The organism is Ruegeria sp. AA6 (assembly GCF_056542865.1).
The window spans coordinates 169497-181952 of the sequence record NZ_JBQGAN010000005.1 but is presented as its reverse complement, the minus strand read 5'-3'; the positions used below and the strand labels follow the sequence as shown (position 1 = coordinate 181952).

The 12456-nt window shown below is 58.8% G+C and carries 11 protein-coding genes; 8 read left to right on the top strand and 3 right to left on the bottom strand.

All coding sequences use genetic code 11. From position 1 onward, the window contains the following. Position 1 precedes the first annotated feature (1 nt). Genes ACR0LN_RS09420 through ACR0LN_RS09385 form a run of 8 tightly spaced genes read left to right on the top strand, consistent with a single transcriptional unit; the run spans position 2 to position 9016 of the window. Entirely contained in the window at positions 2-850 is an 849-nt protein-coding gene (locus ACR0LN_RS09420; RefSeq protein WP_170384570.1) for a carbohydrate ABC transporter permease, read from the top strand. Between the two features lie 21 nt (positions 851-871). Then, on the top strand, positions 872-2212 hold the full coding sequence (gene melA / locus ACR0LN_RS09415) for an alpha-galactosidase (RefSeq protein ID WP_480429309.1): 1341 nt from the start codon (positions 872-874) through the stop codon (positions 2210-2212). A gap of 57 nt (positions 2213-2269) precedes the next feature. Beyond that, complete coding sequence (locus tag ACR0LN_RS09410; RefSeq protein WP_480429307.1) at positions 2270-3976, top strand: IlvD/Edd family dehydratase; 1707 nt, start codon at positions 2270-2272, stop codon at positions 3974-3976. Beyond that, positions 3976-4743: an SDR family NAD(P)-dependent oxidoreductase gene (locus ACR0LN_RS09405; RefSeq protein WP_480429305.1), complete on the top strand. Its 768-nt coding sequence runs from the start codon at positions 3976-3978 to the stop codon at positions 4741-4743. Before ACR0LN_RS09410 ends, ACR0LN_RS09405 begins: the two co-directional genes overlap by 1 nt. Before the next feature lie 4 nt (positions 4744-4747). Next, the gene (locus ACR0LN_RS09400) at positions 4748-5641 is read left to right on the top strand and encodes a 2-dehydro-3-deoxygalactonokinase (RefSeq protein WP_480429303.1); all 894 of its coding nucleotides are present in this window, start codon (positions 4748-4750) and stop codon (positions 5639-5641) included. Further along, the gene (locus ACR0LN_RS09395; protein ID WP_480429301.1) at positions 5638-6243 is read left to right on the top strand and encodes a 2-dehydro-3-deoxy-6-phosphogalactonate aldolase; all 606 of its coding nucleotides are present in this window, start codon (positions 5638-5640) and stop codon (positions 6241-6243) included. The genes ACR0LN_RS09400 and ACR0LN_RS09395 overlap by 4 nt, the downstream gene beginning before the upstream one ends. Then, a complete protein-coding gene (locus tag ACR0LN_RS09390) occupies positions 6240-7100 on the top strand; it encodes an SMP-30/gluconolactonase/LRE family protein (RefSeq protein WP_480429299.1) in 861 nt (286 codons plus the stop codon). Before ACR0LN_RS09395 ends, ACR0LN_RS09390 begins: the two co-directional genes overlap by 4 nt. Next, on the top strand, positions 7097-9016 hold the full coding sequence (locus ACR0LN_RS09385; protein WP_480429297.1) for a beta-galactosidase: 1920 nt from the start codon (positions 7097-7099) through the stop codon (positions 9014-9016). Before ACR0LN_RS09390 ends, ACR0LN_RS09385 begins: the two co-directional genes overlap by 4 nt. A 34-nt stretch (positions 9017-9050) precedes the next feature. Here the strand turns inward: ACR0LN_RS09385 and ACR0LN_RS09380 are convergent, their stop codons facing one another. Genes ACR0LN_RS09380 through ACR0LN_RS09370 form a run of 3 tightly spaced genes read right to left on the bottom strand, consistent with a single transcriptional unit; the run spans position 9051 to position 12356 of the window. Continuing rightward, entirely contained in the window at positions 9051-10313 is a 1263-nt protein-coding gene (locus ACR0LN_RS09380; protein ID WP_480429295.1) for an ABC transporter permease, read from the bottom strand. Beyond that, positions 10310-11230, bottom strand: a complete 921-nt coding sequence (locus tag ACR0LN_RS09375) for an ABC transporter permease (protein ID WP_480429293.1) — start codon at positions 11228-11230, stop codon at positions 10310-10312. Before ACR0LN_RS09375 ends, ACR0LN_RS09380 begins: the two co-directional genes overlap by 4 nt. 13 nt (positions 11231-11243) lie before the next feature. After that, the gene (locus ACR0LN_RS09370) at positions 11244-12356 is read right to left on the bottom strand and encodes an ABC transporter ATP-binding protein (protein WP_480429291.1); all 1113 of its coding nucleotides are present in this window, start codon (positions 12354-12356) and stop codon (positions 11244-11246) included. Positions 12357-12456: the final 100 nt, after the last annotated feature.

Here is a 12456-nt window from a genome sequence, read left to right as displayed (position 1 = left end):
GATGTTTCCCAAACCTATCGAAAAACAATCCCGCGCAGCGCAGATCAGCTATCAGGCCATGTTGCCACTGGCTTTGCTGTTGTGGCTGGGGCCGCTGCTGGCGGTCGCCCTGTTCTCGGTCAAACCGGCGGCGGATTTCACCAATGCCAATTATTGGGGGATGCCGTCCAGCTTTGAGGGCGCGTTCAACTACGGGCAGGTTTTCTTCAACTCCGACATGCCCAGGTATTTGCTGAACTCATTCCTGATCACCATCCCCACCGTGATCGGATGCGTCGCGCTCAGCTGCATGACGGGCTTTGCACTGGGGATTTACAAGTTCCGCTCGAACCTCTGGATTTTCTTCCTGTTCGTCGCGGGCAACTTCGTGCCCTTCCAGATTTTAATGGTTCCCGTCCGCGATCTGACGCTGCAACTTGGCCTCTACAACACCAAAACCGGGCTTGTCCTGTTCCACATCGCCTTCCAGACGGGCTTCTGCACCTTGTTCATGCGCAATTTCATTCGCGCGCTTCCGTTTGAACTGATCGAAGCCGCGCGGGTCGAAGGCATCAGCGAATGGCGTATCTTCTGGTACGTCGTCCTGCCACTCATGAAGCCTGCGATTGCCGCGCTCAGCGTGCTGATCTTCACTTTCATCTGGAACGACTATTTCTGGGCCGTGGTCCTGACCCAAGGCGCCGAAAGCCAGCCTGTGACGGCGGGCATCACCAGCTTCAACGCCCAGTTCCGGGCCGCCTATCAGTTAATGAGTGCAGGCTCCATCGTCGCGGCTTTGCCGCCGGTGGCCATGTTTTTCCTGATGCAGAAACACTTCATCGCGGGCCTGACCCTTGGTGCCGTCAAATAACCCCGAACCGGAGTTCGCCACATGACCAAGATCACCTTTATTGGTGCGGGTTCCACCATTTTCATGCAGAACATCGTAGGTGATGCGCTGCTGACGCCAGCTTTGGCCGACAGCCACTTTGCGCTGATGGATATCGACCCTGAACGTCTTGCCGAAAGCGAGGCTGTGGCCCGCGCCATGATCCGTTCCGTCGGGTCGGGTGCAACTATCACGACCCACACTGATCGCCGCGCCGCTCTGGATGGGGCGGATTTCGTGATCACTGCTTTTCAAATCGGCGGATACAAACCCTGTACAGTGACCGACTTCGAAATCCCCAAACAATACGGCCTACGCCAGACCATCGCCGACACGTTGGGCGTTGGCGGCATTATGCGGGGCCTGCGCACAGTTCCGGTTCTGTGGGATGTCGCACGCGACATGATGCAGCTCTGCCCCAACGCAACGCTTCTGCAATACGTCAACCCGATGGCCATCAATACCTGGGCACTGGCCGAGCAATTCCCGACGCTGAAACATGTTGGTCTCTGCCACTCGGTCCAGAACACGGTCGAGGAATTGGCACACGATCTGGACCTGCCCAAGGATGAGTTCCAGTATAAGGTCGCAGGCGTAAACCACGTGGCATTCTTCCTGCGGCTGGAACATCAGGGCCGTGACCTCTACCCAGCTTTGCGGCAAGGCTATGCCGGTGGTCAGTTCCCTAAAGCTCCACTTCTGATGCCCCGCTGCCCCAACAAAGTGCGGTACGAGGTGATGGACCATCTTGGCTATTTCTGCACCGAAAGTTCCGAGCATCTGGCCGAATATGTGCCGTGGTTCATCAAAGACGGGCGGCAGGATCTGATCGAGCAGTTCTCAATTCCGTTGGACGAATACCCCACCCGTTGCGTCGAACAGGTTGAAAACTGGAAAGAACAGGCCAAGACCCTGACCGATGGCCGCGACATTGAAGTCTCTCGCAGCCACGAATTCGCCGCCGACCTTATGAACGCCATTGTCACGGACACGCCTTACACGGCCTATGGCAACCTGCCCAACACCGGCCAGATCCCGCAATTGCCCCTTGGCGCGGCGGTCGAAACCCCCTGTCTGGTCGACAGCAACGGCGTGCAACCTTCGGTCGTCACAGACATCCCGCCGCAACTGATCGCGTTGATGCGCAGCCAGATCAATGTGCAGGAACTGACAGTGCGCGCTCTGGTCGATCAGAACCCCGAATTCATCTACCACGCCGCCATGATGGACCCGCACACCGCAGCCGAGTTGGACCTTCGCCAAATCCAAAACCTCGTCACCGATCTTCTGACCGCCCATTCCGATTGGCTGCCAGACTGGTGCCGCCCAGCCAAAGCCGCCTGATCTTCATCTTTTCCAAAATACTCAAATCCTGATCCTGCCACAAAAAGCATCGCCAAAATGACAAAACGCCGTTCACAACACTGGTACGGGAAGCTCGACAAAGACGGGTTCATCCACCGGTCATGGATGAAAAACCAGGGCTTCCCCGATCACGCCTTTGACGGGCGACCGATCATTGGCATCTGCAATACGTGGTCGGAACTGACCCCCTGCAACTCGGGCCTGCGCGATCTGGCCGAAGGCGTCAAGCGCGGTGTGTGGGAGGCCGGAGGGTTCCCCGTCGAATTTCCGGTCATGAGTTTGGGTGAAACCCAAATGAAACCCACCGCTATGTTGTTCCGCAATCTGCTTGCGATGGACGTCGAAGAATCCATTCGCGCCTATGGAATCGACGGCGTCGTCTTGCTGGGCGGCTGTGACAAGACCACGCCAGGGCAACTGATGGGCGCAGCCTCGGTGGATTTGCCATCAATCGTGGTCAGTTCCGGCCCGATGCTGAATGGCAAATACCGTGGGCAGGATATCGGTTCGGGCACTGATGTCTGGAAATTCTCCGAAGCCGTGCGCGCCGGTGAGATGACCTTGCAGGACTTCATGAACGCCGAATCCGGCATGTCCCGCAGCGCAGGCGTCTGCATGACCATGGGCACAGCCTCGACCATGGCCTCGCTGGTCGAAGCGATGGGCATGTCATTGCCCACCAACGCCGCTTTGCCCGCAGTCGACGCCCGCCGCATGGCCTTGGCGCATCTGACCGGCAAGCGGATTGTCGAGATGGTGGACGAAGACCTCAAACCCTCGGACATTTTGACCAAAGAGGCGTTCGAGAACGCCATCCTCGCCAATGCCGCCGTGGGTGGGTCGACCAATGCGGTGGTTCACCTGTTGGCGCTGGCGGGTCGCGTGGGGGTGGACCTGACGTTGAAAGACTTCGAAATCGGGTCGGAAATCCCCCTGCTTGTGAATTGCATGCCCTCAGGCAAATACCTGATGGAGGACTTCTGCTACGCAGGTGGCGTGCCGGTGGTGCTGAACGAACTTAAACCCTTCCTGCGCCCGGCCAAAACAGTTTTGAACAAAGATATCTCAGCCCACTACGAAGGGGCCGAGTGTTTCAATTCAGACGTCATCCGCCCCTTCAACGACCCGGTGAAACCCGCCGCAGGTCTGCGCGTATTGCGTGGCAACCTAGCGCCGAACGGAGCCATCGTAAAACCGTCGGCGGCGACAGACGAACTGCTGGAGACCGAAGCCGAAGCCTATGTGTTTGAGAATATCGAAGACCTTAAAGCCAATATTGACCGCGACGACCTGCCGGTGACACCCGAGACCATTCTTGTGCTCAAAGGCTGTGGACCCAAGGGCTATCCGGGCATGCCAGAGGTCGGCAACATGCCGATCCCGGCAAAGCTGGTGAAGGAAGGCGTCCGCGACATGATCCGCATCTCCGACGCCCGCATGTCCGGCACTGCATACGGCACCGTCATCCTGCATGTCAGCCCAGAGGCACAGGCCGGCGGCACGCTAGCACTGGTCAAAACCGGTGATCGAATACGCGTGTCGGCCGGCAACGGCACGCTGGACCTTTTGGTCGATGAAAAGGAACTGGACGCACGCCGAGCCGCATGGCAACCGGACGATCCGCATTACACCCGCGGTTACGCAAAACTCTATATTGACCACGTACTGCAGGCCGATCAGGGCGCGGACCTAGATTTCCTTGTCGGCAAAGACACCCGCCTTGTGACCAGAGAGAGCCACTGATGGATCAAACAGCCACCTTTCACGATCTCAATGGCGCTTCGGTCTATATTACCGGCGGCGGTTCCGGTGTTGGCGCGGCTCTGACCGACGGGTTCTTGGCGCAGGGCGCCAACGTGGCCTTTATCGGACGTTCGGACGCCAGTTCTTTTGTCGACGAAATGCGCGAAAAACACGGTCGCGCGCCTTTGTTCATGCAGGGCGACATGACCGATACCGAATTGATGCACGCCACCATGGCCAAGGCCGCCGAGGCGCATGGACCGCTCAAGGTGCTGGTCAACAACGCGGCCAATGACAAACGCCATTCGCTTGAGGAAACTACCACCGCATTCTGGGACTGGATGATCGAGGTCAACCTCAAGGCCTATTACTTTGCCTGTCAGGAGGCCGCGCGTCAGATGCAGGGCGAAGGCGGGTCGATCATAAATTTCAGCTCGATCAGCTACATGATGGGCAACGCAGGCTATCCGATCTATACGACGTCCAACGCTGGGATCACCGGTATGACGCGGTCTTTGGCGCGCGAGCTGGGGCCGCAGAACATCCGCGTCAACGCTTTGGCACCGGGCTGGGTACTGACGCAAAAACAGTTGGACATGTGGGCCACGCCTGAAGATTTGGCCGCCCATATGGATCGCCAGTGCCTGAAAGAACACCTGACGCCAGAAGACATGATTGCGCCGACCTTGTTCCTGGCCTCACAAGCCAGTAGGGCCATGACCGGTCAGTGCATAGCCGTCGATGGCGGCGTTGTCGTAACGGGGTAGAGCCATGAAGACAGAATGGATTGCGGTCGACTGGGGGACGTCTCATCTGCGTGCTTGGGCGATGCAGGGTGACAAAGTTCTGGACCAAGCTCAGTCGGACAAAGGCATGGCGCGGGTAAAGCGAGATGAGTTCCAACTTGCCCTGTTCGAGCTGATTGAGGGTTGGCTGGGCAAGGCACCAATCGACGTGGTCGCATGCGGTATGGTCGGAGCCCGGCAAGGCTGGGTCGAGGCACCCTATTCCACCGTTCCCTGCGACCCCACCCCGGTTACGCCGTTTCGCGTGCCTGGCACCGACCCCCGCATCCGGGCCTTTGTAGTGCCTGGGCTGAATCAGGTCTCTCCGCCGGACGTGATGCGGGGCGAAGAAACCCAAATTGCCGGTTTTCTGGCCACTCGCCAGAACTGGGATGGCGTGATCTGCCTGCCGGGGACACACACCAAGTGGGTGCAAGTCAGCGCCAGTGAGGTTGTCAGTTTCCGAACCTTCATGACGGGCGAGATGTTCGATCTGCTGCAAGGGCAATCGGTTCTGAAACACTCGGTCGGTGATGGCTGGGACGATGCCGCCTTTTCCGAGGCAATGTCGGATACCCTGTCAAAACCGGAACAACTGGCCGCGCGATTGTTCGGTCTGCGGGCTGCCGATCTGCTGCAGGGGCAGGATGGCGGCGTCGCAAAGGCCCGGCTGTCGGGTTATCTGATTGGCGCCGAGCTGGCCGCGACCCGCCCGTATTGGCTGGGTCAGCAACTGGCGATCATCGGGGCCGAGGGCCTGTCTGAAATTTACGCCAAAGCACTGCAACAACAGGGCGCTTTTGTTGAAACCGCCAACAGCACGCAATGCACATTGGCAGGTCTGCAACAAGCCCGCAATCTGACAAGGCAAACCGCATGAGTCGCCCCATCATCGCCATTCTGCGTGGCCTGACCCCTTCTGATGCCTTGGCCACAGGTCAGGCTCTGATCGACGCCGGCATCGACAAAATCGAAGTGCCGCTGAACTCTCCTGATCCTTTGGAGTCAATCGGCCTGATGGCCAAGAAATTCGGAGACCGTGCCCTGATCGGCGCTGGCACCGTTCTGACGGTTCAACAGGTCGATGCCGTGGCGGGTGTAGGCGGCAAGCTAATCGTGTCGCCGAACTGTGACCCCGAAGTAATCGGGCGCACCCACAATCTGGGTTTGGAAAGCTGGCCGGGCATTTTCACCCCGACCGAGGCTTTTGCTGCTCTCAAAGCCGGGGCAACGGGGCTGAAGCTGTTCCCCGGTGCATTGGCTGGTCCAGCAGGCTTGGCCGCCCTGCGCGCAGTGCTGCCAAAGGGCACGCAGGTCTATGCCGTGGGCGGTGCGGGTCCAGAAAATTTCGACCAGTGGATCAAGGCCAGCGCAGATGGATTCGGCATCGGCTCGGCGTTGTTCAAACCCGGTATGGCCGTCACTGAGGTCGCAGAACGGGCGGCGCAGATCGTGGCCGCGTATGATGAGGCCGCCGGATGAGCTCTGTCTACGACGATCGTCCTTGCGAGTTGGGCGAAGGGCCTTTGTGGCACCCGGCACGCCGACAACTATTCTGGTTCGACATCGCGGGCAAACGCCTGATGACACAGGAAAACGATGCTCCCAAGAGTTGGCAGTTTGACGAACATGTCTCGGCGGCGGGCTGGGTTGATCGAGAAACGTTGTTGATCGCCTCTGAAACGGGACTGTGGCGCTTTAGCCTGACGGACGGCCAGAAAGAACTGGTTACGCCGCTTGAGACCGACAATCCGGTCACGCGCTCGAATGACGGGCGCGCGGACCCGTGGGGCGGGTTTTGGATCGGAACGATGGGCAAAAGTTCCGAACGCGGCGCTGGTTCGATCTATCGTTTATATCAGGGTGAGTTGCGGCGGTTGGTGCCCGACGTCACCATCTCAAACGCGATCTGCTTTGCCCCGGATAGGTCCTGCGCTTACTACGCGGACACGGTGACAAAGCAGGTTAAGCGCTGGCCGCTGAACTCAGATTCCGGCTGGCCGGAAGGTGACAGCGAAGTATTTCTGGACCTCCGCGTCGACTGTTTGAACCCCGATGGGGCAGTGGTGGACGCTGAAGGCAACATCTGGATCGCACAATGGGGGGCCAGCCGTGTCGCAGCCTATACCCATGCAGGTCAATTCCTGACCGCCATTTCATATAACGCTGCGCACACGTCTTGCCCGGCATTCGGCGGCGAGGATCTGACCACACTGTTCTGCACCACAGCCCGTCAAGGTTTGGACGCCGACGCGCTGGCCGCTCAACCCACCAATGGCATGACCTTTGCGGCCACCGGCGCTGGCAAAGGACAGGCCGAACACAGAGTCCTCTTATGAACCCCGAACTTGGCGTTTGCTATTACCCTGAACATTGGCCCGAAAAAATGTGGGCCGAAGACGCCGCCCGCATGGTCGAGACCGGCCTGACATGGGTGCGGATCGGTGAATTTGCCTGGAGCCGGATGGAACCGACACCCGGTGAGATGCACTTTGACTGGCTGGACCGCGCGATTGATGTGTTGGGGGCAGCGGGGCTGAAAGTGGTTCTGGGTACGCCAACAGCCACGCCGCCGCGTTGGATGCTTGAGAAGCATCCCGACATGCCGGCCGTCGATGCGCAGGGGCAGCCCCGCAAGTTCGGCTCGCGCAGGCACTATTGCTTTAGCCATCAGGACTACATCGTGGAATGCGTCCGCATTGCACGGGTCATGGGCGAACGATATGGCCGCAACCCGCATGTCGCCGCGTGGCAGATCGACAATGAATATGGCTGCCATGATACGACCGTCAGTTACAGCCAACCGGCTTTGCACGCGTTTCGGCTCTGGCTGGCAGACCAATACGGCTCGGTCGAAGCCTTGAACGACGCATGGGGCAATGTGTTCTGGTCGATGGAATACGACAGCTTCGAACAGATCGATCTGCCTAATCTGACCGTGACCGAGCCAAACCCCGCGCATGTTCTGGCCTTCCGTCGGTTCAGCTCTGATCAGGTGGCTGCATTCAACAAGGCGCAGGTTGATGTGCTGCGGCCGCTGACCGATGCACCGCTGCTTCACAACTACATGGGCCGGGTTCTGGATTTCGACCATTTCAAGGTGGGCGAGGATCTGGATATCGCCACATGGGACAGCTATCCGATCGGGTTCCTGTCTGACCGGCTTGAGGCGGATGACGCGCATAAGACCGCCTTCCTGCAACAGGGCGACCCGGACATGCAGGCATTTCACCACGACCTCTATCGTGCTGTAGGCCGGGGCCGGTGGTGGGTGATGGAGCAGCAACCGGGTCCGGTGAACTGGGCACCCTACAATCCTGCACCCCTGCCGGGCATGGTGCGCCTATGGTCGCTTGAGGCCGTGGCGCATGGGGCCGAAGTGGTCAGTTATTTTCGTTGGCGTCAGGCCCCGTTTGCACAAGAACAGATGCATGCCGGATTGTTCACAGCGAATAACAAACCCGCCCCGGCACTGGCAGAGGCGCGTCAAACTGCCGACGATCTCGCGCAGCTCGGCCCGGTCACACAGGTACAAGCAGACGTGGCGATTTTGTTCGACTACGCGTCGGACTGGGCCTGGGCGACACAGCCGCAGGGCGCAGGGTTCGATTACTTCCGACTGGTGTTTTCCGCCTATCGCGCATTGCGACGAGCAGGGTTGTCAGTTGACTTCATTTCGCCGACCCAAACACCCAAGACGGGCTATAAGCTGATCCTGGCCCCCGGATTGGCCACACTGAACGATGATTTCGCGCATCGTCTGACCGCATGCAGCCAATTGACCATCCTCGGCCCCCGCAGCGGCGCGATCACGCATGATTTTCAGATACCGGAAACAGGACGCCCCGGCCTGTCCGGTCTGGATTGCGACGTCGATCTGGTCGAAACCCTGCCTCCGAACGTGCAACGGGACGTGACCGGAGGCGGCGCGGCGCTGCACTGGATCGACCGCCTCTCTGGTAGCGCGGCGGACCTTCTGACCTATGTAGACGGAACGCCGGCGCTCAAAGGGCAAGACGGCCTTTGGTATCTTGCGGGTTTTCCAGATGAGACCCTTTGGGATCGCATCATCACCATGGCGGCGCAGCAGGTCGGTCTTGCCTTGAATCCGCTGCCGCCGGGATTGCGCAGACGCGAGACTGAGCGACACGTGTTTCTGATGAATTACAGCGCCGAAACCGTTCGATGGGACGGGCACGAAATCGCGGCATGCGACGTCGCCATCCTGCAAAATGGCACGCCCGAAGAGGGTTAACTCTCCGGGCGCGTGTTGGTTGTGTTGACCAGTGTTACTGGTCGTTCTGCAGCGAGTTGGGATCGAAGGCACCGCCAAATCCACCATTGCTGGCGGGTGGCGTCTCGGGCTCTGCTTCGCCCTCTTCGTCACCGCCAAGTGTATTCGGCGCAAACACGTTGCCAAAACCACTGTTGTTGGATGGTTTCGGGGCAGATTGCTGCGCACCGCCCTGTTCTGCTTCTTCGGCTTCACGCTGTTTGCGGCGTTCTTCACGCTGCTTGCGCAGCTCCTGAATGCGCTGTTCGGCCTCAAGCTGCTTTTGCTCTTTGACGTTGGCGATGCACTGGGCCGGGTTGTAGGCCGTCGCGGTGCCGACCACCGTGATCGTGGCAACAGCGAAGACAACAACCAAGACCGCAGCCATATTACCTGCAAAGAAGCTGGGCAATTTGATCTTGCCTGCCAGTTCTTCGACCGTGGCTTGCTTGCGCGCAGCAGCAACCAGTTCCTGACGTTTCAGCTTGGCTTCGTTCAGCAAGGCAAAGAACACGGTCAATGCCACAATGATGAAAGCCAGTGCCGAGATTGACGGCGTGATCCCATACCGCACCTTCTGCGCCAGTTCGATGGTCAGCGTCGGGTACTCGCCGAAGGTGAAGGTGGTGGTGTTGTAGTTCTCGAACGAAGCGAGGAACGCCAACACCGCCGCTGACGCAATCGCCGGGCGCATGAAGGGCAGCAGGATCTTGCGGAAGGCCTGCGCATGGCTTGCCCCCAGATCCAGCGCCGCCTCGGTCAAGGCGATGTCATAGCGCTGCAGCCGCGCCACCAGCACCAGCATGCAGTAGCTGGCGATAAAGGTGGACTGACCAATCACAGTCAGGAAAATCCCGTTCGACAACACACTGTCTGCGCCCAGCCCCAACATTCGGTTGATCCGGTCCCAGAACACCAGCGTCGAGATACCCAGCACCACGCCCGGGATCAGGATCGGCGCGATGATGATCGTGTAGTAGGTCGCGCGCAGTTTCGGCCAGATCTGGGTCAGCATCAATGCGCCCGCCAGACCCATCGCCACCGACAGAACCACTGTCCCGGCGCCAATGATCAGCGAGTTCTTGATGCCGTTCAGGATGCGCTGATCCTGAAACAGCTCTCCGAACCACTGGAACGTCAGGCATTCCCACGGCGTCATCCTCGGGAACACCGAAGAGTTGAACGCCGTGACCGACATGATCACCAACGGGCCCAGCAGGTATAGGAAGAAGATGACCAGATAGACCCAGATGCTTATGCGGAGGAAGGAATTGTTCATTTCCCGATATCCCCCATGTTCACCTTGAACACGCGCATCATTGCCAGCACGAACAGGATACAGGTCACCAGCAGCACAATCGCGTATGCGGCCCCCTGCGGCCAGTCGTTGTTGTCATTGAACTGCTGATAGATCAGCTGTGTGAACCACAGGCTGGACGGCCCGCCCAGAATCTGCGGCGCGGCCAGTGCACCGGCAGACAACATGAAGACCATCGTACAGCCTGAACTGATCCCCGGTTTTGCGTAAGGAATGACCACCCGCCAATGAATCCGCCACCAAGGCGCACCCAAATCCCGCGCGGCCTCGATCTGGTTGCCGTCCAAGCTTTCGATCACGTTGTAGATCGGGAAGATCATCAGCAGGATATAGGCGTAGCCCAGACCGGCATAGAGAGCGATATCATTGCGGATGAAGTCAAACGGCGTATCCCAAATACCCAACCCGACGAACAGAGTGTTCAAAACGCCAGTTTCACCAAAGATGATCCGCAGGGCAAAAGCTCGCAGGATCTCGTTGATCCAGTAGGGGATGATCAGCATAATTGCGAAGATGCGGATATGGTTGCCCTTGGACTGGCCAAGATAGTAGGCAATCGGATAACAAATGATCAGGTTAAAGATCGTAACACAGACCGCAGCCAGCAACGTCCGGAAAAAGACGCGCAGATCGACAGCGTTATAGTCCTGACTACCGCCTTCGGGACCGTAGATCAGGTATTTGTAGTTCTCCAGAGTATAGACGTCCTTTGGCCCGCCAATCTCGGGCGGTGGAAGGTTCGGACGGAACGAGAAATCCAGCATCGACAGCTGCGGCAGGATGATCAGGCCGATGGTCCAGAACAGGACCAGACCCAGGATCGCCAGCCCCATGCCGGTGCCGTTGCGGTTGAAGAATTCCTTCAGGAACTTGGGCATGTGTCAGACCCTCTTATTCCGCAGCCAGTTCACCCGCTGGTACCAGAACCGCATTATGCGTCTCGTATTCCAGCGTGATGTTCTGACCGGTGTGGTCCTTGAAGGACTGACCGTGGTTCGGGATCGACACCTTGATTTCTTTGCCACCCTCACCTTCGGTGAAGATGTTGAAAACATTGCCCTCAAATTCCTCGTGGTTCACGCGAGCGTTGACAAAATGATCTCCGGTCGCGCCGTCGGCGGCGATGGCAAAGGCTTCGGGGCGGATGAACAGCATGGCGTCATCTCCCTCTTTCATCTTGCCTTGGTTCGCTGTGGAGACTCGTGCCACCAGATCGCCCGAACGGTTGGTTGCGATCATCGCCTCGTTCCCCATGACCTGCTTGATCTTGCCACGGAACACGTTGTTTTCACCCACGAACGAGGCCGCAAAGGCCGTGTTCGGGTCGTTGTAGATGGTCTTGCCATCGGCAATCTGGTCGATCACGCCGGCGCGCATGACGGCGATATTGTCCGACATAGTCAGCGCCTCACCCTGATCGTGGGTGATGTAGATAAAGGTAATTCCCACGCGCTGTTGAATCTCGCGCAGCTCGGTCCGCATATGCTGGCGTAGTTTCAGATCCAGCGCCGACAGAGGTTCGTCCAGCAACAGCACGTCCGGCTCAGCGCAGAGCGCACGCGCAATGGCGACCCGCTGACGCTGTCCGCCGGACAGTTCGCTGGGCAACTTGTCGCCCTGCCCCGGCAGCGCGATCATGTCCAAAAGCTCATCAGCACGCTTGCGGCGTTCCTTGGCGCTGGCGCCCTTGATCTCCATCGAGAAGGTGATGTTTTCCCAGACTTTCATCAGCGGGAACAGCGCGAGGTTCTGGAAAATCAGCGCTGTAGGACGCTTATTTGGACCTATACCCTCCATGTCGTTGCCGCCGATCAGAACCCGCCCTTCGCTGGGGTCCAGAAAGCCCGACACAGCACGCAGGATCGTGGTCTTGCCACAGCCCGAGGGGCCAAGGAACGAAAAGAAGTCGCCCCCGTTGATGTTCACATTGGCATCCCTGACGGCGACAAAATCGCCGAAACGGATCCACAGGTTTTCCAGATCTACACCGACCCCTGCACTCATTTTAGGTATCTCCGTCTGGTGCGGCGGCTGACCGCACCGAAATAGCATCCGTTACGCCATGGCGGCGCACAGGTTGAAAGCCCCCCGCGCAATCGCGGAG

Bases quoted from the DNA above. Each gene is read 5' to 3' on its own strand.
- ACR0LN_RS09390 (WP_480429299.1), top strand. From the start codon at position 6,240: ATGAGCTCTGTCTACGACGATCGTCCTTGCGAGTTGGGCGAAGGGCCT.
- melA (WP_480429309.1), top strand. From the start codon at position 872: ATGACCAAGATCACCTTTATTGGTGCGGGTTCCACCATTTTCATGCAG.
- ACR0LN_RS09410 (WP_480429307.1), top strand. From the start codon at position 2,270: ATGACAAAACGCCGTTCACAACACTGGTACGGGAAGCTCGACAAAGAC.
- ACR0LN_RS09420 (WP_170384570.1), top strand. From the start codon at position 2: ATGTTTCCCAAACCTATCGAAAAACAATCCCGCGCAGCGCAGATCAGC.
- ACR0LN_RS09375 (WP_480429293.1), bottom strand. From the start codon at position 11,230: ATGCCCAAGTTCCTGAAGGAATTCTTCAACCGCAACGGCACCGGCATG.
- ACR0LN_RS09400 (WP_480429303.1), top strand. From the start codon at position 4,748: ATGAAGACAGAATGGATTGCGGTCGACTGGGGGACGTCTCATCTGCGT.
- ACR0LN_RS09380 (WP_480429295.1), bottom strand. From the start codon at position 10,313: ATGAACAATTCCTTCCTCCGCATAAGCATCTGGGTCTATCTGGTCATC.
- ACR0LN_RS09370 (WP_480429291.1), bottom strand. From the start codon at position 12,356: ATGAGTGCAGGGGTCGGTGTAGATCTGGAAAACCTGTGGATCCGTTTC.
- ACR0LN_RS09395 (WP_480429301.1), top strand. From the start codon at position 5,638: ATGAGTCGCCCCATCATCGCCATTCTGCGTGGCCTGACCCCTTCTGAT.
- ACR0LN_RS09405 (WP_480429305.1), top strand. From the start codon at position 3,976: ATGGATCAAACAGCCACCTTTCACGATCTCAATGGCGCTTCGGTCTAT.
- ACR0LN_RS09385 (WP_480429297.1), top strand. From the start codon at position 7,097: ATGAACCCCGAACTTGGCGTTTGCTATTACCCTGAACATTGGCCCGAA.